The following is a 22,155-nucleotide window of genomic DNA, read 5'->3' as shown; positions in this document are numbered from 1 at the left end:
GAGAGGGAGATGCAGGCCGAGTGCTGCATCGTAAAGTGGGATTGCAGCGCAGGCTCGATCCAAGCGCATTCCAAAAACTTCCTGTCACGGTTTTGGCAACGATGTCTGCCAGCGGATGCGGCAGTTCGATCTCCCGGCCCCCGGGTTTGCTTACATTCGGTGCTAAGGGCGCAGTCCCGCGGCGGCTGCCAGCATGATCGCTTCCGGCAACGTCTCTACCCCGAGACGATGCATGAGGTGAGAGCGATGGATTTCCACGGTCCGGGGGCTGATACCCATCTCCCTCGCGATCTCCTTGTTGGTTCGACCGGCCACCAATCCGTCCAGGACTTCCTTTTCGCGGGACGGCAACGCCGATATGCGCCTTCTCGCGGTGCCGGCCTTCCAGTCATGCTCGTTGTTGGCCGCAAGGTCGGCCAGTGCGGCGGCCACCGAAGCACGGAGCGCCTCCGGCCGATAGGGCACTTCCAGCCAGTCGACGGCTCCTGCCTTCATGGCTGCGACCGCTAGGCCGACGTCGCCGTGACAGTTCCCGGCAACGATGATGGGGTGAATCGATCGCCGAGCCTTGAGGTCATGGAGCACGCCCAGCTGATTGGCGCCTGATCGGCTGATGTCGATCACGACGCAGCCCGGGATGAGGGCGGGAGCCACCTTCTGGAAGGCCCGCGGGGATGCAAACGTCTTCACGCTGTAGCCGGCGTCTCGCAATTGGCTCGCCGGAGCCGTCGTGTCCGCATCATTGACCAGGTAGACGAACGAGCTGTCATCCCTAGTGACGTCTTGCGCGATACCTCCCAACCGGCGAATCTGACCGTCGGCGCTGCGGATCGGGAAGATCGTGTGATGGATCCACCGGACGGACCCGTCAGGTCGCTCGATGCGATGCTCCTCCACGATGTTTTCGCCCGCCCGTACGCCCCTCAGCGTATCGTCCACCTGCTTCCGGTCCTCCGAAAAGATGCCGGCGAGCAGATCGACCAGCATGGGCGAGCGGGTGAGGACCCTACCCCAGACGCGGCTGAAGGCAGGGCTCAGGTACACCAGCCTGGACGTTGCTTCCTCGAGGATCCAGAGCACGTCGCGCGAGTGATTGCCGAATTCACGGAAACGTTCCTCGCTCTCCCGCAGGCGCTGCTCCGAAAGTCGGATGCCAATCACGTCACTGGCCTGGTCGGCATAAAGACCCACGATCTGCAGGGCACGACTCGACGCCCGCCGAAAGGGCTGCCTGAACATGGCCGACAGCATTCCAACTGGGTTGCCGCTGCCGCGCTCGCACAAAGGTATGGAGATGACCGCGCGAAATCCTGTCCTTGCCGCGATCTGACGGTGAGGAGCGTAATCGGCGCAGCTCTCAATGTCCTCAATGATGACCTGACGCTTCTCGCGCAAAGCGATACCGCAGGCCGAGGTATCACTCGCGTCAACTGTTCGAAAGTACGATAAGAATTCCGGCGGCAGATTTCGATGGGCCTCGATTGACAGCGTCCCGGAATTCTGATCAAGGAGCTGGATGTCACCGAAGTCGGCGCTAAGTATCTCCATGACAGCATCGAGTAATTCATGCAGCGTTACAGAGAGATCCGAACTGGCGATGAGGCGGTCACTCAGCCTGCGCAGAGTGTTCAAAACCATAATTTCTTCGTTGCGCTGGCGAGACAGTATTAGGTGCGTCTTGACCCGCGCGATCAGTTCGACGGCCGCGAATGGTTTGACGAGATAGTCATCGGCCCCCGATTCCAGGCCTTCGATGACGGCTCCTTCGCCTGCACGCGCCGAAAGGACGATGATCGGTACGCTTCGTAGGTCCGCATCGGCCCGCAACGCCGAAACTAGCTCGTGCCCGTTCATCAGGGGCATCATGACATCCGCCAGGACGAGATCCGGTCTCACGCGCCTAGCCGCGGCCAGCGCTTCCAGCCCATCGGCTACTGCTTCGACCTCCCACTGCGTTGACAGCAGTGTTGTGAGGTAGCTCCGCATGTCCTCGTTGTCGTCTGCCACGATGATCCGTGCGCTTCTCGCATTCTGCGCTGCCTCCGGCCTGTCTCCGGTTGAGGATGTACCCGTGCCGCGATTGGGGTTCAGCCACCTTTCCGCCTCCGCAACGAATGCCGTGGCTGCCCAATCCGGTCTGGACGAGTTAAGCTCTGTGTTGGAGACGCGCTCCGCGGGAAGATGCGAGGTGCCGAACGGTACGGCGATGGTGAATGTCGTGCCCTGCCCTTCGGTGCTCTCGACGGCGATGCTTCCGCCGTGCAGCTTCGTGAGTTCGGCGACGACCGCAAGGCCAATGCCGCTGCCCTCGATGAACGGGCTCCTCTGACCTTCCACTCGGTGGAACCGCTCCAGGATCAGGGGCAGATCCTTCTCGGGGATCCCGACCCCGCTGTCGACGATGCGAAGTTCCGCTTTGCCGCCTGCCGTCCTGATCTCCACGCCGATCCCGCCCGTGAACGTGTACTTGAGCGCATTCGAGATCAGGTTAAAGACAATCATCTCCCACATGTTGGGATCTACGAATACGGGCTCCGGCAGCGGTGTGCAGTCGATGTCGAGCTGGAGTCCGGCCTGTTCACACGCAAATGCGAAGCTGGATGCGAGTTGCGCCGTCAGGCCGGCCAAGTCCGCTGGGCCATACTTGGCGCGGGTCCGGCCTGCCTCGGTCCGCGAAAACGAAAGCAGCGTGTTCACGAGCCTGAGCAGACGAAGGCAGTTGTGGTGCGCGGTGGTTGCGAGCGACCTGGTTTGCTCATCCAGCTTACCCGGCGCCTTGGCCAGCATCACCTCGAGGGGCCCGAGCATGAGGGTGAGGGGTGTCCGAAACTCATGGCTTATGTTCGAGAAGAAGACCGTCTTGGCGCGATCGATCTCGGCCAGTTCGTCGGCCCTCCGGCGCTCAACGACGAAGGCCCGGGCATCGCTGATGGTCGTCGAGATATGCCCCGCGACGAGGCTGAAAAAGGTCCGGTAGTCCGCATCGAGTACAAGACGCGGGCTGACTCCGACGATCAGGACACCGACAAAGTGCGGTTCGGCCACCACGTTCAGCGGAAACAAAAGGCCGGTCTGCAGGGGCTCCTGCCAGATCGAGGAATGAAGTCGCCCGACCTGGTTCTGGAGATCGGCAAGCTCCACGACGTCGTTGGTTTCGATCACCCGGCCAAAGGGCCATGGACCGGAGTCGTTCAGATCGTGCAGAGCGGGGAAAATTTGAGCATCTCTTGACGGGTTGATAACCCCGGACAACCGGGCTGTCTGGTCGCCATCGACCAGGTAAATCGCAGCAAAGGCAATATCGAGAGGGTTTCTCGCGAGGATATCGAGAGCATTCCTGGCGGCTTCATCCACACTCTGCTTGGCCAAACTGCGTGCGCCGAATTCGCCAAGAGTGGTGAGCCGTCTTTCCCGAATGACTTCCTTCGTTGTCTCGTAGCAGGCGCAGAACACGCCATCGATCGAGTGGAGATCCGGCCCCAAGATCGGGCTGTATCCGAACGTGACGTAGACCTCCTCGCGAGGCAATTGACGGGAGAAGAACATCTGCCGGTGCTCTACCCAAGTGGCGCTCCCGGCTTGGACCCGCTGGTGCATGGGCCCGATCGTCTCCCAGATCTCGCCCCAGGCTGCCCGGCCGGGTTCGCCCAGCATTCCCGGATGCTTGGCGTTGCCGAGAAAAGGGATGTAGGCGTCGTTGTAGACAAGCCGGAGTTCCGGCCCAAGCCAGAGAAGTATCGGGAAATACGAGTTCAAGCAGATGCTGATGGCTGTCTTAATACTGGGTGACCACTGCTCTGGCCGGCCCAGCGGAGTGGCGGCCCAGTCTTTGGCTCGCATCAGCGCGCCCATTTCACCACCGCCATCGAGGAACCCTGCTGGCTTCCCCGTCTGCGAAACAATTGATCCTTCACTGTCAGACATGTGCTCAAGCCTCGGCAGTCACGTCCAACGAACCTACGTTTAAGATTTGCAGACGCATTCACATCAGTGGGTGAGCAATTTTTCTAGCCGTGCACAGATCCTAATTCGAACCAATTGTATAACCTTCTGAGGGTTGACGAGAAACCGTCCGAAAACGCTCCGTGTGGGCCAAACACGCTCGAAAAAATACCGCATCTAATCCGCGCGGATGACCAAAATCGATCCGGAACGGCGCATTGTTCGTATGGATCGGCCGTTCAACAAGAACAAGCACCCTGCGCATGCAATTCTCGACCCGGGCTGTTGCGCTCGTTGCTGACGCCCGTCAATGCCGGACCGGCGCTGGCGTATTATAAGTATCGCAGGTCTTTGGCCGAGGGGGACCGTCGGCTGGTCGCAACCGCGGTATCCGTCCGGCCCCGAGAGGATGAGCGGTTGAGTTCACAGTGATCGGCATAGCGATCGGAGAACTCGAGCGCCCATTCCGGCGTGTCGCTGCTTGAGCATCTCCTGACCGATGTCATCGAAGCGCGAAGTGCGCCGTTCAGTTACGCCGATGCTGGCGCGCCGCTCCGGCCGCACCCCGCCCGCCGCGCCGCGTCAAGGAGACACCGATGTCCGAATCGACCACCGAGAGCCGGCAGGAAGCGTCTGCCGAGATCCTGCTCGTCGCTTGCCCGATCGATGCATCGGTGAACCGCGTGCCTCGCGCAAAACTCGAAAGCAACCCGAAATGCGGCAGGTGTCATAATCCTCTCTTCGGTGGCAGAGCCGTCGATCTCAATGGCGCGACCTTCGAGTCGCACGCGGTCAAGAGCGGCCTGCCGGTCGTGATCGACTTCTGGGCGGCATGGTGCGGTCCGTGCCAGCTGATGACTCCCAGTTTCGAGAAGGCGGCGCCGCGGCTCGAACCGCGGGTGCGGCTTGGAAAACTCGACACCGAGGCGGAACCCGCCATTGCCGAGCGCTACGGCATTCGCAGCATTCCGAGCATGATCATGATCCGCAGAGGGCGAGAGATCGCTCGAACCTCAGGCGCGATGCCGACGTCGGCAATCGTCGACTGGGTCGAGCAGGCGCTGAAGAAGGCCTGAGGCAAACGCCGCCGTCCCCTCGCTTGCCGGAGATGCCTTGGTAAAGGTCGAAGAAAACTATTCCACTTCGCCTGTCGATTGACTGAAAGCCGATGCGCTTTGCCAGAAATCGCTGGTGGCGCGGTTATCAGCCGACTGCCGGCGGGCTGTCCTGACGAGCGTCAAGGCAGGCCCGGGCAGGGAGCGTCTATGTTGACCTGTCCACCAGGTGAGGTGCGCCATGGCGACCGTTCATAGGCTGGAAAAGTTGTTTCGCCAGGCGGGACATCTCGATCTCGACAAGAGCGATCTTGGACGGCTCGAGGATTTCGTCCACCGGAAGATCAAGGACCTTGTTCTTCGCGGCGAGGCGAACGCCAAAGCCAACAACCGTGACGTGGTCGAGCCCTGGGATCTTCCGGTCACGAAGGGGCTTCAAGAGACGATCCACCGGTTCCGGCTCATCAACGCGGATCTGCAGCTCACGGACTACCTTGTCGGGATGACTGGGTTACCACCAATCGATCTGGCGATCGGCGACGAAACGCAGGCACGTTTCCCGGAAATAGCCGGAGGACTATGCCTCGCTCTCGCGGACGCCTTCAAGATCATTGATCAGGATCTCAAGAACCCGACGACCAGGGATTGGGATCGGGCTTATCGACTTTTCGACCTGCTCCTCTAGCGGCCTGGGAGTCACTTTGCCGTTCACGCTTCGCGAAACTGACCTCGGCTCGCGCGGCATACCGGAAATGGGTGCCATGTCTGTGGCTGCTGGCGAGGGCCGATTCCCGCCCTCCTCACCTACATCGCCGCGGGCTTCGACTGCGGGAGACGCTCCGGCGCAGATAAGGCGTCAACGGCTGCGGCCTTCCGGAGGCCCGAAAGGTAGGTATGCAACTGGGCTACGGCTGCGGCTCCTTCGCCGATGGCAGCTCCGACGCGCTTGACAGAACAGGACCGTACGTCGCCTACAGCGAAGATGCCGGGGATGTTCGATTGCAGAGGCAGCGGCTGGGCCCGGTTGTCCTCGGAGGGGGCCTCTTGCGGCACGCAGGCACCGGTCTGAACAAAGCCTTTTGCGTCGAGAGACACGCAATCGTGCAGCCACCCCGTCGCCGGATCGGCGCCGATAAAAAGAAACAAATGCCGGATCGGTTTTTCGGTTTCCTCCTGTGAAAGCTGATTGCGCCACCGGATACGCTGCAACTGTCCTTGCGGCGAGCCCGAGAGTGCAATGACATTCGTGTTGGTCAGGACCTCGATGTTGCTGGTCGCATTAATGCGATCGACGAGGTACTGCGACATATTTTCGGAAAGGCTTGGCCCGCGCACGAGCAACCAGATCTTGGCCGCGTAATCGTGCAGGAACACGGCGGCCTGGCCCGCGGAGTTGCCTCCTCCCACGAGGGCGATTTCCTCCTGACGGCAGAGCCGCGCCTCGATCGGGGACGCCCAATACCACACGCCCCGGCCTTCAAACTTGCCCAGATTGGGGACGTCGAGCCGCCGGTAACGCGCGCCGGATGCGATTACCACGGCCGAAGCCCTGGTGCGTCCCGTCGGGCCGAATTCCACGACGAATGGTTTCTGGCGGCAGTCCAGGCGTGAGATCTCGGTAGGGATAGCCATCTCGGCGCCGAACTTCTGCGCCTGCACATAGGCCCGCCCCGTGAGGTCCTGACCGGATATGCCGATCGGGAACCCGAGGTAGTTCTCGATCCGCGCACTTGCGCCGGCCTGCCCGCCAAAAGCGTGTGAGTCGAACACCGCGACCGAAAGACCCTCGGACGCTGCATAGACCGCAGTGGCCAGACCCGCCGGGCCGGCGCCCACGATCGCGACATCGTAGATCCTATCCTGAACGTCTGTCCTCACCATTCCGAGCGCACGGGCAAGCTCTGCCTCGGTTGGGTTCTTCAAGATGTTTCCCTTGGGGCACACCACAAGGGGAAGGTCGCTCGGCTTCGCCGCGTATCCGGCGAGCAGATCCGCAGCGTCGCGGTCTTTCGCAGGATCTTGCACCTGATACGGATAGGCGTTCCGGGTCAGGAAGCCCTGCAGGCGGACGAGGTCGGGAGCATCCTCGGGCCCGATAAGGACCGGTCCGCCCGCGCCCACTTCGATCAGGGCGGTGCGGCGCAAGATCAACGCGCGCATGATGCGGTCCCCAAGCTCGGGCTCCGCGATCATGACGCTGCGTAGGTTCTGACCCGGAATAAGAATGGCCTCGACGTCTTCGACGGCGTGAACGTCGACCAGCGCCGGTCGACCGGACAGCTGTTCCACCTCGGCGACGAAATCGCCGGCAGTCTCTTCCACGATCGGGGCGAGATGTCCCAGCGGGTCGCGCCGGGTCACCTGGACTCGCCCGGTCTCGATCACGAACAGGCCGGGCGCGATTTCTCCCGTGACGAAAAGCGGCTGCCCGTCGGTGAAATGCTGTTGGTGGCCATAGCGACGAAGCCGGTCCATCTCCGACTGCAAGAATTTCGGAAACATGTTCTCATCGCGCGGATCGACGTTCGGCATTCGCGAATCCTCACCTGTTCTTCGCACAGGAGTTCAGTCACCCGGATTTCATGGCTTCGGGAGCGGCTGGCGGGCGCAGATGGTGGAACCGCACAGTCCGACCTGCGATGCCCGCCCTGAACGATGTTTCCCAACACGCGGCCCGCAGCGAGGCGTTAATGCGGTCTCGCCCCAGATGATGCGCTCGCGTGGATCCCCAGACCGGCGCCTTGTCGAAGCCCGAGGACACACGAATACGCGCCCGGCAGAAGCGCGTCACTGACAACCGTCAGCAGTGACGCAGATCCCATGTCGCCGCGAAGGAGACTGCCGGGACTTTCATGACCAGGGCCCCTGCACGTCGTGGGCATGCCAAGGATAGCGGCGCGGCGTGTGCTGCACGGTGACCCACTGGTCTGTCGTGAACGCTTCGATCACCCAGGTGCCATTGAACCGGCCGATGCCCGAGTTTTTTTCGCCTCCGAACGGAGAATTAGGCAGATCGACGATCGATTGGTCGTTCACATGCGCCATTCCAACCTGCATCTGCTGTGCAAATTGCGCCCCGCGGTCGAGGTCGCCGGTGAACACGGCGCCGGCGAGCCCGTACCCGGTGTCGTTGGCGATGCGCAGCGCGTCGTCGGCGTTTGCTGCGCGGATCACCGGGGCCACCGGACCGAATATCTCATGCCGTGCCAGGTCCATGTCGTTGGTCACGTCGGCGAAGACATGTGGCGGCAGAACCAGCCCCTGCGGGTCGCCCCCGGCAAGCAGGCGTGCGCCGGTCTCGAGCGCTTTGCGAATGCGTGCGACGAGATGATCGAGCTGGGACTGGTTGATGATCGGCCCGATCATCGTGTCGGGCTCGCCGGGGTCGCCGACCTTTAGCGACCTGACCCGCTCTACGAATCTGTCGAGGAAGGCGTCGTGGACGGATTGATCGACGATGATCCGGTTGATCGCGATGCAGATCTGGCCCTGGTGCAGGAATTTGCCGAATGTGGCGGCCTCCACGGCGTTCGGGATGTCAGCGTCGTCGAGAACGACGAACGGTCCGTTTCCCCCGAGCTCGAGGTCGACCTTCTTGAGGATTGACGCCTTGGCCGCGAGTTCCGCGATCCGGCGCCCGACGGCTGTCGATCCCGTGAACGAAATGACGCGTGGCACCCAGTGGCTCACGAACGCGTCCCCGATTTCGCCGCCGGCCCCTACGATGACGCTGAGAACCCCGGGGGGAAGCCCAGCCTCTTCGAAGATCTTTGCCAGCAGAAGGCCGCCGGTGACGGGAGTATCGCTGGCCGGCTTCACGACAACAGCGTTGCCGATCGCCAGTGCCGGCGCGATGGAGCGGCTGGCGAGATGCAACGGCCAGTTCCATGGGCTGATCACGCCGACGACGCCGACAGGCTTGCGATGGACTCGCCCCTCTTTGCCGCGGATGTCCGTCGGCAGGTTTTTGCCCTCCACCAGGTCAGGCGCGGATGTTCCCCAGATCAGGATCGCATGGGATGAAGCCCATTCAAGATTGGCTTTGAGTCGGGTACTGCCCGCCTCCTGGATCAGCCAGGACACGATTTCCTCACGCCGAGCCTCAAAGATGGCCGCTGCCCGACGCATGACATCGGCGCGCGTGCTCGGAAGCTCTCTGGCCCAAGCTGCCTGCGCCTTTGCAGCACCTTCGAAAGCCGCGTCCAGATCCTCCTGGTTGCCTTGTGGGATCTGGACCAGCACCGCCCCAGTGTACGGATCCTTGTCGGCCATCACGTTGCCCGACCGGCCCTCGCGCCATGTTCCGGCGATGGGCAGGCGGTCGAAGTCGCCGTAGGGCCGGGGTGACGCAGCAGACATGGAGGTCGTGTTATCCGGGGCCTGCGCGGTCAAGGCTGCCTCCCGCTTTGGAGATCCAACTGTGCAGCGACCGTATCAAGCGGGCCCGCGCCCGACGCTGATGACCGTCAGATTGGTCCAGTCAGCTCTCGCGCCGGCAGTCAACTTTCGCGACCAATTCGAAGTGGTGCGGATGGAGGACGTCACTGTGGTGCCGCGAGGTCATGGGATGCTGACACGTCGGCCGCGGGCCGGGTCCTGAATCGCGAAAGGTACGGCGCCGTGCGGCTTACGGACGATCCTGCAACCTCCGCAGGCGTGCCGATCGCGACCACATGCCCGCCCTCCTCCCCTGCACCAGGCCCGATATCCATGATCCAGTCGCTGCCCGCGGCAACGCGCATGTCATGCTCCACCACGATCACGGTGTTTCCGGCCTCGACCAGCCCGTCGAGTTGCGCGATCAGCTTCTCGACGTCGGCGGGGTGCAGTCCCGTGGTAGGTTCGTCGAGCACGTAGAGTGTTTGTCCACGCTGGGTCCGCTGCAGCTCGGTGGCAAGCTTGATCCGCTGGGCTTCGCCGCCGGAAAGCTCCGTCGCCGGCTGGCCGAGCCGCAAATAGCCGAGGCCGACCTGCCGCAGGACGTCGAGCGAACGGCGAACCGGCGCCTCCTCGGCAAAGAATGCGAACGCGCCATCGACCGTCATTCCCAGTACGCCGGCAATGTTCTGGCCGCGAAATTCGACTTCAAGGGTCTTGGGATTGTAGCGAGCGCCATGACAGCTTGGGCACGGCGCATAGACACTGGGAAGGAACAGCAGCTCGACGCAAACGAAGCCCTCACCCTCGCAGGTCGGGCAGCGGCCCTTGGCAACATTGAAGGAGAAGCGCCCAGCGTCGTAGTGGCGGGCGCGCGCAGACTCGGTCGCCGCGAAGATCTTGCGGACGTAGTCGAACAGCCCTGTATACGTCGCGAGATTGGACCGCGGAGTGCGTCCGATCGCCTTTTGGTCGACGACCACCAGTCGCTTGATGCCCTCCATTCCGCTCGCGATCCGGCCGCCGAGCGTGGTCACGACCGTCCGTTCGAGCTCGTCGCCCTCATCGTCGATCGAGGGGACGGGATGGCCGAGCTGTCTGGCAACAAGTTCCACCAGGACCTGGCTCACCAGACTCGACTTGCCCGAGCCGGAAACGCCGGTCACCGTCGTGAAAACTCCCAGCGGGAAGTCGGCATCGAGGTCCCGAAGGTTGTTGCGGCCGACGCCGCGCAGCCGCAACCATCCGCGCGGCGAGCGCGGCGTTCGGTCCGGCACGATGTCCTCGTCGAACAGGTAGCGGCGGGTTTGCGACCGCTCTGCCTCCTCGAACCCCTGCAGCGGACCGCTGTAGAGCACCTCGCCGCCGAGTTCGCCGGCGCCTGGACCGATGTCGACGATCCAATCCGCATGCCGGATCACATCGACCTCGTGTTCGACCACGAACAGCGAATTGCCGGAGTTTTTTAATTGCTGGAGTGCCGTCAGGAGCGACTCGGTGTCCGCGGGATGAAGTCCGGCGGAGGGCTCGTCGAGCACATAGACGACGCCGAACAGATTGGAGCGCACTTGGGTTGCCAGTCGCAGGCGCTGCAGTTCGCCGGGAGAGAGCGTCGGGGTACTCCGCTCCAGGGTGAGATAGCCAAGCCCGAGGCCAAGGAGAACAGCGAGACGCTCGACGAGGTCCTCCGCGATCCGCTGCACCACCAAGGCCTTTTCGGGATGCTGTGCCTCGAGCCGGGTCAGGGTAGAAGCTGACCCCTCGGCGTGTGGACGCAAGAGGTCGGCGAGCCTGGCCAGCGGGATCCTCGAGATGTCGGCGATATCGAAGCCGGCGAACTTGACGGACAGCGATTCACGGCGAAGCCGCTTGCCGTGACAGAGCGGGCAATCGGTGCTCACCATGTAGCGCGACACCCGCTTCTTGATCGACGCGCTTTCAGTGGTGGCGAAGGTGTTCAGCACATGTCGTCTGGCGCTTGAGAAGTTGCCCCGGTAGCTGGGCTCCTCCTTGCGCCTGATCGCCCGTTGAACCTCGTTTGCGTCGTAACCGATGTAGACCGGGACCACCGGCTGCTCGTCGGTATACAGGATCCAATCGCGGGTTTCTTTCGGCAGTTCGCGCCACGGACGATCCACGTCGTGGCCGAGCGAAATCAGCATGTCCCGGAGGTTACCGCCGTGCCAGGCGGGTGGCCAGGCTGCTATGGCGCGCTCGCGGATGCTCTTGGTGTCATCGGGAACCATCAAGCGTTCGGAAACCTCGTACACCCGACCGAGGCCCTGGCAGCGGGGACAGGCTCCCGCCGGCGTATTCGGCGAAAAGGCCTCGGCATCGAGATGGCCCTGATGCCGTGGGTAATCCCCGGCGCGCGAGTACAGCATGCGAAGGAGGTTCGACAGCGTGGTGACGCTGCCAACGGAAGAGCGGGTCGTGGGCGAACCACGCTGCTGCTGCAAAGCCACGGCCGGGGGCAGTCCATCGATCTCGTCGACTTCGGGAACCGCCATCTGATGAAACAAACGCCGCGCATAGGGCGAGACAGATTCGAGGTACCGCCGCTGCGCCTCAGCATACAGCGTGCCGAATGCAAGCGACGACTTGCCCGAACCGGACACGCCCGTGAACACCACCAGAGCATCGCGGGGAAGGGCCAGGTCAATATTTTTCAGATTGTGTTCGCGTGCCCCACGTAAGCGAACGAAACCCCGCACAGCTCCTTCAGGGTCGTCTAGAGGCCGAGGCTTGTTGATCTCTAGCATTCAAGCCAGCCCACCCTGCACGAAAGCCGAGCAGCGTATCCCATTGCCATTCCCCCCAAGGATCGCGAAGTCATGTCCGTGCTCTTGACGTACCACTGCGCTGGCCATGTCGGGCCGACCGTCACAGCATGGGCAGTCCCTGGCGACGCCGCCCAAGCGGGAAAGCGGCATCGATCCGTTGGATCTCTGCTGGCGACAACCGGATATCGGACGCCCCGGCATTCTCCTCGACGTGCTCGATGCTGGACGCCTTCGGGATGGCGAAGACGGAAGGCCGTCGCGCTAGAAATGCCAGCGCGATCTGGCGCGTCGTCGCGTCATGCGCCCTCGCGATGTCCGCCAGCAAGGTGCCACCGGGTGTGTGGTTGCTCGGAAAGTCGCCGTGCCCGAATGGACTGTAGGCCGTCACTGCCAGTTGGTGCTGCTCGCACCAGGGTAGTACGGCATGTTCGATCGCACGTTCCTGCAGATGATAGAGCACCTGATTGCACACAATGCTGGAGCCGCCGGCAATCTTCCACGCCTCTTCCAGGTCAGGCACGTCGAAATTGCTGACGCCATACGAGAGAATCTTTCCTTCGTTACGCAGGGCGTCGAACGCGGCGAATGTCTCCTCCAGCGGGTGCGCTCCCCGCCAATGCAGCAGGTAGCAATCCAACCGATCGGTCCTGAGGTGGGCGAGCGATCTCTCGCAAGCAAGCTTCGTCCCCCGTCGGGACGCATTCTGCGGCAGCACCTTCGAGACCAGGAAGACCTCATCGCGCCGGCCTGCAATGGCGCCGCCGACGAGTTCCTCCGCGGCGCCGGCGCCATAGAGCTCCGCGGTGTCGATGTGATTCATTCCAAGATCAAGGCCTCGTCGCAACGCGGCGGCCGCGGCGTTGGAGTCGCCTTCTTCCAGGTACCACGTCCCCTGGCCCACGACACTCACGCCGCGCGCCAGCGGTCCGAACCGACGCTTCTGCACGCTGGTCCCCACGCTTCCACCGGCTTTACGCGGCATGGCGGCGCCCCGGTGCACTTCTGAACAGCGTGATCGTTTCCCGGTTGAAGGCTGCAAGATCGTTGGGGCTACGGCTCGTGACCAATCCCCTGTCGACCACCGCGTCCTCGTCCACCCAGTCAGCTCCGTCATTCTTGAGATCGGTCTTGAGCGACGGCCATGACGTCATGCGGCGGCCCCGCGCCTCGCCGGCTTCGATGACTGTCCACGGGCCATGGCAGATTGCTGCAACCGGTTTCCCGGCGTCGAAGAACGCCCTTGCGAAGGCAACTGCTCTGGGTTCGATCCGGAGCGAGTCGGGGTTGATCACGCCACCCGGCAGGAGCAGTGCGTCGAAATCCTCCGGCTTGGCCTGATCGAGATCCACGTCGACCGGCAGCTCTATGCCCCAGTCCGTGAAGTTCCACGCCCGCACGCGTTGGCTCTTGGGCGATACGATCCTGGTCGTGGCGCCGGCTTCGTCCAGGGCTTTGCGCGGCTCGGTGAGTTCGACCTGCTCGAAGCCGTCGGTGACCAGGATGGCCACGTTGAGCCCTGCAAGGGTGCTTTCTGCCATGATCCAGCTCCTTTTTGATCCAATCCGTCTTGTGCGAAGAGTGCCCGCGTTCGGGGCCAGCAAAGCGAGCCCCGGCTGTCGGGAGCAGGCTGTCGCGGCTCACCGCCAGCTCTGGTCGACACAGGCCCCGGGCTGTTCGCCGCGGTCCTGCGCCAGAGAGGGATAGTATGTGTAGCCGTGTTCGCCGCCGCCATAGTAGGTGGTCGGGTCGTCAGCGTTGAGCGGGGCGCCGGTGCGCAATCTCTCCGGCAGATCGGGATTCGCGATGAACTTGCGGCCGAACGCGACCAGGTCGGCCATTCCCTCGCCGATCCATTGCGCCGCGGCCGCGGCGTCGAACCCCCCGGCAACGATCACCGTCCCGTTGAACTTGTCGCGTATCAGCTTGACCAGCGCGAGAGACCGCTGGTCGGGCGACCTTCCTTCTTGCATCTGCGCCACTGCCGGATTGACCACGTGGAGATATGCGAAGCCGAATTCGCCGAGCCGCTCCGCCACGTGCCCGAAGGTGGTTTCGGGGTCGTCGTCGCTGATGTCGTTCATCATGCCGAGGGGCGAAATCCGAACGCCGATCCGGTCTGGTCCCCAGATCCGCGAGAGTGCCTCCGCGACCTCCAGCACGAGCCGCGTTCTGTTCTCCACCGAACCGCCATAGGTGTCGGTGCGATGGTTCGTGCTGCTTTCCATGAACTGGTCGAGCAGGTAGCCGTTCGCCGCATGGATCTCGACCCCGTCGAACTCTGCAGCCTGGGCGTTCCTGGCCGCGCGCTCGTATTGGCCCACGACATAAGGGATCTCTTCCGGAGCCAGGGCGCGGGGCCGGACGAACGGCACCAGTGCCCCTTCACCCCGCTCGTTCTCGATGAAGGCCTTGCCCTGCGGGATGATCGAGGAGGGTGCGACGGGCAGCATGTTGTCGGGCTGAAGGGCCGGGTGCGATATCCGGCCGACATGCCACAACTGGCAGAAGATGCGCCCGCCGGCCTCGTGGACGGCCTTGGTAACGTGGCGCCAGGCCTCGACTTGCTCGCTGCTGTGGATGCCGGGCGTCCAGGCGTAGCCCTGCCCCTGCATCGAGATCTGTGTCGCCTCGCTCACGATGAGTGCCGCGGAAGCGCGCTGCGCATAGTAGCAGGCTGCAAGAGCGCTCGGCACATTGCCCGGTGCCCGCGCGCGTGAGCGGGTGAGGGGCGCCATGACGATACGGTTCGGAAGTTCGAAGGGACCCAGCCGGTAGGGTTGGAACAGGATGTCAGTCCCGGATGACGTCGCTTGCTCGGGCGCTCGCGAGAGGGTCGCTGCCGCATTCATGGAGAGCCTCCTTCGGGCGCATAGCGGCCGCCGTGCCCGGTCCGCCCGGACCACACGCTCCGGCCGCCCTTCAACCCGGCGGGCCATCCGCTCAGGCTCAGACCATAGGCATGCGAAGATCGCAGGCCCTGATGGCCGTCAGTGTTGGACGAACTCCAAGCCGCCACTATCCGGAGATTCGCTCGACTCCGGTCGGCTACACTCGACAGGTATTGACATGCAGATGCTGCAAGCGTCCGAGCCGATAACCGTGGCTGACGCCTTCGACGCGATAGGGCCGTTTCTGGAAGCTGTCCGCCGGCGCCACAACGTAACCGCTGAGGCGCTCGACTTCGTGATCGGCGGACTGAAGTGTGCAGACGGCTCGCCCGCCGACCCCAGCATGTGGGAGGATTGGGTGGCCGCAGCCAGCCAAGCGCGATGGGGTTCGCGGGAGTGACACGCGACCGGCAGCGCTGCGTCCTCGTGCCTCAAAATGCGTAGCGCAGGATTGCCGCCAGGGCAGCGCCCTCCGGTAATTCCTCGCTCCTGGCGCACAGGACCCGGGCGTCCGTACACAGGGCACGCCGGGCCACTTCATCCAGAACGGAATAGGCTTCGGCGTCGTCGGACACGGAATACGTAACGCTCCCATCAATATCACTGACCAGGCCGGGGATGACCCGATCGAGGTCGACGACAAGCCGGTCAACAGCTGCGGCGGTCGCGGCGTGGGCCGCATGGGAGACGTCGCTGGTGGCCCGATGCGGCTTCAACTCGTCGTACAGCGAAAGAAACCTTTTCACTTCGTCCCGGTAGAGGCGGTCCAGGATCGGGAGCGCCGCGTCGGCGAGCTGCCCGTCGCTGCGGTGGTCCGGGCTGCCCTCGATAACCTCCTCAACGAGGTGGGAATACGTGTTCACCCGACGGAAGATGGTGGCCATCGGCTCCGTCGCGGCCAGCACCATCGGCGTCGCGCGCCCGGCGAGCGCTGCCCGAACGCTACGGTCAACCTCGCGTGTGTAGTGCAATTCAAACGTCTTCTCGCCCTCGAGGTTCTGAAGCCGGCCGCGCGCGACGCGCACGTGGATCGAAGGTCGATCCAGGACCTCGGCGGGATCCTCGGACAGGTGCGGAAGGGGGATGCGCTCCGGCGGCATGTTGACGACCGCGTGGATGAGCCGGGCTCCACTCTTCGAGACAGCAAGCACGAAGATCTCCAGCGGTGATGTGATCGTTCGGATCAGCGGAGAGATGTGGAACCGGTCGGCAACCTCGGCGAGGAGTTTCGTCCGGATCGGCAGGCGGTACGTGTGCAGGGACTGCGCCCTTGGCTCGGCCAGCACCCCAAGTCCGTGCGCCTGTGATTTCCAGAACGCCGTGACCGATGCGAGGGGGTCGCCGCTACGAAGCCGGTGCTTCGTGTCATCCGGACTGTTCAGGGCATGGCCGGACAGAGCCCGGAATTTTCCTTCGAGCCAATCGACCTCGCCCTTCCGCATGCTGGACTCGCGCAATTGAGAGAGGGCGTCCTTTGCGAGATCCTCAAAGGCGATGCGGTTGGCTTCGGGGTTCAGGGGCGAGGTCGGCAGGTAGAGGGACACGAACGTCCCGCCCCGCGCCGTCGCGATCGCCTTGAACTCCTGCAAGTCGGGGATGTCGATGTGTAACATCTCGCAATGACCTCGGCGGCTCAACCCCCTACGGGTTCGGTGTTCAGCAACGCAGCCTGCCCGTCCCTACTCGTCGAGAACGCTGATGATGTCCGCCTCTTTCATGACGAGGACTTCCTCTCCGCCGACGACAACCTCGCTCCCGGACCATTTTCCGAAGATGATGCGGTCGCCCACCTTGACACCCAGTTCCGACATGTCCCCCTTCTCGTTCCCGATACCGGGCCCCACCGCCAGAACCTCGCCCTCCTGAGGCTTCTCCTTTGCCGTGTCGGGGATGATGATGCCCCCCTTCGTTCTTTCCTCCACTCCGATGCGACGGACGACGACCCGGTCGTGCAAGGGACGCAATCTCATGGCTGGCCTCCCGAGGGCGATGTGGCGTCGGATCGCGGTGGCATAGCGCGGCGGCTCGGCTTCCACGTCGCGCACCGTAGGTGGCTGATGCCCGGAGGACACTGACCGGCATCAGGAATGGTACCGGCGGCTCTCGGCGGCAGGACTGGCCCCGGGATGGAATGCCCGTTTGCTGACCATCGTCACAGACCCGGCGGGAACATCCGGTTCATCATGGCTACGAGGATGGCCGCGGCCGCGGCGCTGCATCGTCCGCGGCACAATCGCCAGACTCTCCCGGGGTGACCCATGCATATCTCTGCGAGCAGGACGGTCGCTGCGTCACCGTCGAAGGTGTTCCGCCTGGTCTCAAACGCGGTGGAGTGGCCTCTCGTCCTGCGGACGGTAGAAAGCGCGGAACTGTTGACCGACGGTGCGCTGGGAGAGGGGTCACGCCTGCGCGAGCACCGGCTCTTGCCGGGCGCCGAGGCGGTTCTTGAGTCAGAGGTGATCGAGTTCGCCCGCCCGCATCGCTTCCGGCTGTTCGTCGTGAGTTCCGAGCTCTCTTTCGACCGGGATTTCATGATCGACGCACTCGACAGCGGGACGCGGCTGACGCTTGCGATCCGACCGGGTTCAAGGGCCGCTGCGGGCCGCGCGTTCGTCGACATTCTCTCGCTGGTTCTGCAAGTCCGGCTGAGCGATGAACTCGAGTCGGATATCGCAGACTTTGCAGCAGCCCTGCGGACCTGACTCCGGCGCTTTCACCGGGTCCGCTGGAATTACTGATGGCCGTCACGGCGCGAACCAATGCGTTCGGTCAGACTGCACGGCCTCGAGAGCAGAACTGCTCGTGCTCCTGAAAATGAGGTTTCCGATGGCACAGTCTCTAACCAGGCCCTTCGCCGGCCTTGCGGAGCGGAGGATCGCACCCGCGCCATTCTTCTACCTGGACCGTGACATCGGCCGGTTTGCCCGAGACCTGCTCGCCGGGGGATTGCTGTCCGGACTCGAGGATTCAAGCGAGCTCGTCAGGCCGGCCATGAACGTCAGCGAGACGGACGAGGAACTCCGCATCAGCCTCGACCTCCCCGGTGTCGACGAGTCGAGTATAGACGTGACGGTCGACGGAGACATCCTGACCATCCGAGCGACCCGAACCGATGAGAAGAGAGACGATAGGGAGAACTTCCACATCGTGGAACGGCGTTTTGGAACATACCAGCGCAATCTTCAGCTTCCGTTCCACGTCGATCCCCAAGCCATCCAGGCCCGCTTCGAAAACGGTGTTCTCAAATTGGCCATCCCGAAAGCCCAGGGAGTCAACCGGCCGCAGAAAGTGCCGATCCAGAACGGAGCTTCAAACGGCAATTCGTCGACCGGCAGTCAGTCCTCGCGCGACGATCAATCCTCGTCCGGCGAGAATGGCGCCGCGTCCAGTTAGGGACCGAATTCCTTCGGGGTTGTTCGGCTGCTGATGCGAGGGGGCGTGCCGCCCCTGGCCCGCCGAAGGGCGGCAGGCTGGCACCCCCGTCGCTCGTCTCGGCCCGAGACGCCGACATAAAGCGTGTTCGCAACCTGTCCGAAGTGTCGAAGACGCTTTGCGGCATGACCCTGTCCGACATTGCCATTCGGACAAATGGCATCGAGGCAAAGGGAACTTTCCTCTAGCTCCGCCGTAGAACTCACGCGGCCCCTTCCGGCAATCTACCCGTTGCATTCGCAACGACACGCAGGAGAGCAGGATGACCAAGTTCGCGCTGTACGTTCCCCTGGAGGCCAAGCCGGGTAAGGAAGACGAGGTCGCGGACTTCTTGCGGTCGGCGGTTCCCCTGGTGAACGCAGAGCCCGGCACGATCTCCTGGTATGCCATCCAGGAAGGACCTTCCTCCTTTGCCATCTTTGACACATTCGATGACGAGGCGGGGCGTGACGCGCACCTCAACGGAAAAGTCGCAGCGGCGTTGATGGAGAAGGCCGCGGCAGGCGAGATGTTCGCCAAGGCTCCGCAAATTCATAAGTTGCAAATCATCGCGGACAAACGGAAGACATGAATTCGGTGGTGATTGTAAGAAGAACTCGTTTTCTCTCCGGGCGCCTCTAGGATCTAAGCGGACGTAGGGGGTCTTGCTGGAAGGCGGCTTTTTGACGACATCGGCTTAGGGCAGAATTTTCGCGATTATCTGGGGGTGACCTGCGCGTGACCGAGAGGGCCTAAGCGGATCCGTTCTGCCGCAGTCGCTGCCGCCGCCAGGAGAGCAGCACCAGGTCGGCGAATGTGGCGGCGCGCCGTGACCCCACATCACGGGTGGCCCAGCATTTCCACGACTGTTGCATCAGTATAGCCCGCGTCAGTTGCGAGAGGGACCGCTAGACTGGGCAACTCAGAATCAACTCTCGGTGGCTGCGGGTCCCCGCAACCAAACCCAAAGTCCGCCAGTCCAAAAAGACGGCGGGCTTTTTGTCGTCCGGACAGGGCAAGCCTCGCAAACATCGGCAGTCCCGCGAGCGCGCTCAGCATGGCCCTCCGTGAGCGACGTCGGGGACGGGACATGCCGATCGCACTCCGCCCAGCGGGGCGCGGTCCCGTCCATCGCAGGCCGCCGCTAAACTCCGGTTGTGCCCGGCAATAGGTCCGGCAGGAGCGGATTGGGGAAACGCCGGGCCTGCACGATGGCGTAGAAGCTTTCTGTGACCTGCGGGATCCGGCAATGCTCGACCAGCACTCCGCTGTCGAGTTCATCCTTGACCACGATCGGCGGCACCAGGGTCACACCCTCGCGTTCCCTGGCGAGCAGACGCAGCATGGCCATGTCGTCGACTTCGGCGAGGATGACCGGCCTGATCCCTGCAAGCTCCATCACCCGGTCGAAGGCAATCCGGATTTCGCTGTCCAGGCTGGGCAGCAGGATGGGCGTGGTGCGCAGGTCTTCCGGAAACCGGAGCGGCGGCATGCCCGGCCTGGGCTGCCCGACAAGGCTGACGGGCTGCTCGTTCAGTAGGTGGTTGCGCAGGGTGGACCGGGCGTCGCGCGGCGCTGCGCTGTTGGCGAGCACCACGTCGAGCGCATGGGACTCCAGTTGCGCCAGGAGCTCACGCATCGTCCCGGACCTGACGACGAGCTCGACGTCGGACCGGCCGACGAGCGGACGCAGGAACTGCAACTGGAAGTTCCGCGACAGGGTCGTAAGCGCGCCGACGCGCAGGACCTGCCGGCTCGACACAGGCCTCCCCTGAAGCGTGCTCAAGAGCTCCGCACCGGTTTCGAAGACGGTGTCGGCATAGTCGAGCGCGATGCGTCCGGCCTCGGTCAGGAACAGTCTCTTGCCGATTCGCTCGAAGAGAGGATGCCCAAGCTGGTCTTCCAACTTTTGGATCTGCACGGACAACGCGGACTGCGAGAGGTTCATGCGCTCGGCCGCCCGCGTCAGGCTGCCGTCGTGCGCCACGGCCCAGAAATAGCGGAGATGATGGAAGTTCAGGTCCCTCATCGTTCTATTTTACCGAACGATATATCGCAAACAATGAATTTTTTGTAGGACCGCGCTTCATCTACAAGGCGTTCGCCGACGTGTTCCAGCTCGTGCGAGGTGCTCTCTTGCTCCCCTATCTCTTTCCGATGCTCGCACCCCTGCCGCTTCTGGCCGCGGCCATGCTCGGCTTTGCGAAACCCGGCCGGCGTCCCGGCTGGCTGCCGCTGGGGGCTGAGATCGCGGCGCTCGTCGCATTCGGGATCGCCTGTGCATCGCTGGTCCTGCTGATCACCTCCGGTCCTGGCGTCAGCCCTCTCATCGGGGTGGCCGGTGCGGGTCTGTCCGTCAGGCTGGACGCGGTCAGCGCCACGATGCTGCTCCTCGTCACCTTCGTGGGCTGGGTGGTCGTCCGCTACAGCAAGGTGTACCTGGACGGCGAGGCGCGGCAAGGGGCGTTCACGGCCTGGCTCTGCCTGACGCTCGCGGCGGTGCTCTTCCTCGTCACGGCCGCCAATCTCGTCCAGCTCGTGCTCGCGTGGATCGCGACGAGCATCTTTCTCCACCGGCTTCTGCTTTTTTACGCCGACCGGGTCAGCGCGCGGCGGGCCGCCCGCAAGAAATTCGTCACGGCGCGGCTGGGCGACGCGGCGCTGATCCTCGCGTTCGTCCTGCTTGCGGGCGCTTACGGGACGCTCGACATCGGGACGATCCTGTCGTCCGCCAAGGCGGGCCACGGAGGCGGGCTGGCCGTCGCGGCGGCCGCCATGCTGGCCGTGGCAGCGTGCCTGAAGTCCGCACAGTTCCCGACGCATGGCTGGCTGACCGAGGTGATGGAGACTCCCACGCCGGTGTCCGCGCTGCTGCATGCCGGCGTCATCAATGCGGGGGGCTTTCTGCTCATCCGCTTCGCCGACGTCATTCTGCTCGCGCCCGGGGTCCTCGCGGCTCTGGTGATGGTCGGAGGGTTCACCGCCCTGTTCGGCAGCCTCGTCATGCTGACCCAGCCCGCGGTCAAGACGTCCCTCGCCTGGTCGACCGTCGCCCAGATGGGCTTTATGATCTTTGAGTGCGGCCTCGCCCTGTTCCCGCTGGCGCTGCTGCATATCGTGGCTCACTCCCTCTACAAGGCACATTCGTTCCTGGCGTCCGGCGGCGCGGTCGAACGTGTCGCGGCCATCCGGAGGCCGGGTCCCGTCGCGGTACCGGACTCTGGCGCGGTGGCCCGGGCCTTCCTGGCAGCCTGCGCCATCTACGGGCTGGTCGGCTTCAGCTTCGGCTTCGAAGGCAAGTCACCCCAGGCTATTGCGCTGGGTGCGATCCTCGTGTTCGGCGTGGCGTATATGCTCGCCCAGGGTTTTGCGGATGCCGCGCCGAGGGCGCTGACGCTGAGGACTGCGGCCTATGCGGTTGCGACGTCGGTCGGCTACTTCGCGCTCCAGAGCATCGCGACATGGCTGACCTCTGCAATCCTGCCTCCCGCGCCCGCGCCCGGGCCGCTCGAATGGGGCCTGATCGTCCTGGCCGTGTTGAGCTTCGGGCTGGCTGCGATCGTGCAGGCCATGTTCCCGCTCTGGGCCTACCACCCGGCCGCGGCCGGGCTGCGGGTCCACCTCTCCAACGGATTTTACGCCAACGCGGTCTTCGACCGGATCGTCAATGGCTGGCGCATTCGCGCCACGTCCTGAAGA

Annotated in this window: 16 protein-coding genes; 6 read left to right on the top strand and 10 right to left on the bottom strand. The window is 63.6% G+C overall.

From position 1 onward, the window contains the following. Positions 1 to 162: 162 nt before the first annotated feature. Positions 163 to 3,924: a response regulator gene (locus AC5JCN_RS04450; RefSeq protein WP_495753820.1), complete on the bottom strand. Its 3,762-nt coding sequence runs from the start codon at positions 3,922 to 3,924 to the stop codon at positions 163 to 165. Positions 3,925 to 4,538: 614 nt separating this feature from the next. Between AC5JCN_RS04450 and trxC the strand changes: the two genes are divergently transcribed. Together trxC and AC5JCN_RS04440 are read left to right on the top strand one after the other, a co-directional pair. Then, entirely contained in the window at positions 4,539 to 5,018 is a 480-nt protein-coding gene (trxC, locus tag AC5JCN_RS04445) for a thioredoxin TrxC (protein ID WP_495753819.1), read from the top strand. Positions 5,019 to 5,238: 220 nt separating this feature from the next. Further along, positions 5,239 to 5,682 carry a DUF1931 family protein gene (locus tag AC5JCN_RS04440; RefSeq protein ID WP_495753818.1) on the top strand — a complete coding sequence of 148 codons (444 nt, stop codon included), beginning with the start codon at positions 5,239 to 5,241 and terminating at the stop codon, positions 5,680 to 5,682. A gap of 119 nt (positions 5,683 to 5,801) precedes the next feature. On the opposite strand, the gene AC5JCN_RS04435 is transcribed toward AC5JCN_RS04440, so the two are convergent. The 8 genes from AC5JCN_RS04435 to AC5JCN_RS04400 all read right to left on the bottom strand — a co-directional run bounded on the left by AC5JCN_RS04435 (position 5,802) and on the right by AC5JCN_RS04400 (position 17,015). Further along, positions 5,802 to 7,529: an FAD-dependent oxidoreductase gene (locus tag AC5JCN_RS04435; RefSeq protein ID WP_495753817.1), complete on the bottom strand. Its 1,728-nt coding sequence runs from the start codon at positions 7,527 to 7,529 to the stop codon at positions 5,802 to 5,804. A 318-nt stretch (positions 7,530 to 7,847) separates the two neighbouring features. Continuing rightward, the gene (locus AC5JCN_RS04430; protein ID WP_495753816.1) at positions 7,848 to 9,389 is read right to left on the bottom strand and encodes an aldehyde dehydrogenase family protein; all 1,542 of its coding nucleotides are present in this window, start codon (positions 9,387 to 9,389) and stop codon (positions 7,848 to 7,850) included. A gap of 149 nt (positions 9,390 to 9,538) precedes the next feature. Further along, on the bottom strand, positions 9,539 to 12,136 hold the full coding sequence (locus AC5JCN_RS04425; protein WP_495753815.1) for an excinuclease ABC subunit UvrA: 2,598 nt from the start codon (positions 12,134 to 12,136) through the stop codon (positions 9,539 to 9,541). Between the two features lie 121 nt (positions 12,137 to 12,257). After that, positions 12,258 to 13,139, bottom strand: coding sequence for an aldo/keto reductase (locus tag AC5JCN_RS04420; RefSeq protein WP_495753814.1), 882 nt, complete (start codon positions 13,137 to 13,139; stop codon positions 12,258 to 12,260). Next, the gene (locus AC5JCN_RS04415; protein ID WP_495753813.1) at positions 13,129 to 13,695 is read right to left on the bottom strand and encodes a type 1 glutamine amidotransferase domain-containing protein; all 567 of its coding nucleotides are present in this window, start codon (positions 13,693 to 13,695) and stop codon (positions 13,129 to 13,131) included. Before AC5JCN_RS04415 ends, AC5JCN_RS04420 begins: the two co-directional genes overlap by 11 nt. A gap of 99 nt (positions 13,696 to 13,794) precedes the next feature. Further along, a complete protein-coding gene (locus AC5JCN_RS04410; RefSeq protein ID WP_495753812.1) occupies positions 13,795 to 15,006 on the bottom strand; it encodes an alkene reductase in 1,212 nt (403 codons plus the stop codon). Between the two features lie 470 nt (positions 15,007 to 15,476). Next, positions 15,477 to 16,589, bottom strand: a complete 1,113-nt coding sequence (locus tag AC5JCN_RS04405) for a baeRF11 domain-containing protein (protein ID WP_495753811.1) — start codon at positions 16,587 to 16,589, stop codon at positions 15,477 to 15,479. Between the two features lie 135 nt (positions 16,590 to 16,724). Further along, complete coding sequence (locus tag AC5JCN_RS04400; RefSeq protein ID WP_495753810.1) at positions 16,725 to 17,015, bottom strand: co-chaperone GroES; 291 nt, start codon at positions 17,013 to 17,015, stop codon at positions 16,725 to 16,727. Between the two features lie 288 nt (positions 17,016 to 17,303). On the opposite strand from AC5JCN_RS04400, the gene AC5JCN_RS04395 reads away from it, so the two are divergent. The 3 genes from AC5JCN_RS04395 (at position 17,304) to AC5JCN_RS04385 (ending at position 19,048) form a co-directional block, all read left to right on the top strand. Continuing rightward, positions 17,304 to 17,747 (top strand): SRPBCC family protein, encoded by a 444-nt coding sequence (locus tag AC5JCN_RS04395; RefSeq protein ID WP_495753809.1) that lies wholly within the window; start codon positions 17,304 to 17,306, stop codon positions 17,745 to 17,747. Positions 17,748 to 17,847: 100 nt separating this feature from the next. Then, positions 17,848 to 18,438, top strand: coding sequence for an Hsp20/alpha crystallin family protein (locus tag AC5JCN_RS04390; protein ID WP_495753808.1), 591 nt, complete (start codon positions 17,848 to 17,850; stop codon positions 18,436 to 18,438). Between the two features lie 301 nt (positions 18,439 to 18,739). Next, positions 18,740 to 19,048, top strand: coding sequence for a putative quinol monooxygenase (locus AC5JCN_RS04385; protein WP_495753807.1), 309 nt, complete (start codon positions 18,740 to 18,742; stop codon positions 19,046 to 19,048). Positions 19,049 to 19,600: 552 nt separating this feature from the next. On the opposite strand, the gene AC5JCN_RS04380 is transcribed toward AC5JCN_RS04385, so the two are convergent. Then, the gene (locus AC5JCN_RS04380; protein ID WP_495753806.1) at positions 19,601 to 20,485 is read right to left on the bottom strand and encodes a LysR family transcriptional regulator; all 885 of its coding nucleotides are present in this window, start codon (positions 20,483 to 20,485) and stop codon (positions 19,601 to 19,603) included. 107 nt (positions 20,486 to 20,592) lie between these two features. Between AC5JCN_RS04380 and AC5JCN_RS04375 the strand changes: the two genes are divergently transcribed. Next, complete coding sequence (locus tag AC5JCN_RS04375; protein ID WP_495753805.1) at positions 20,593 to 22,152, top strand: proton-conducting transporter transmembrane domain-containing protein; 1,560 nt, start codon at positions 20,593 to 20,595, stop codon at positions 22,150 to 22,152. Positions 22,153 to 22,155 lie beyond the last annotated feature (3 nt).

Source organism: Alsobacter sp. (assembly GCF_059501845.1).
The sequence above is the reverse complement of the archived record's forward strand: the minus strand, read 5'-3'. Positions and strand labels throughout refer to the sequence as shown.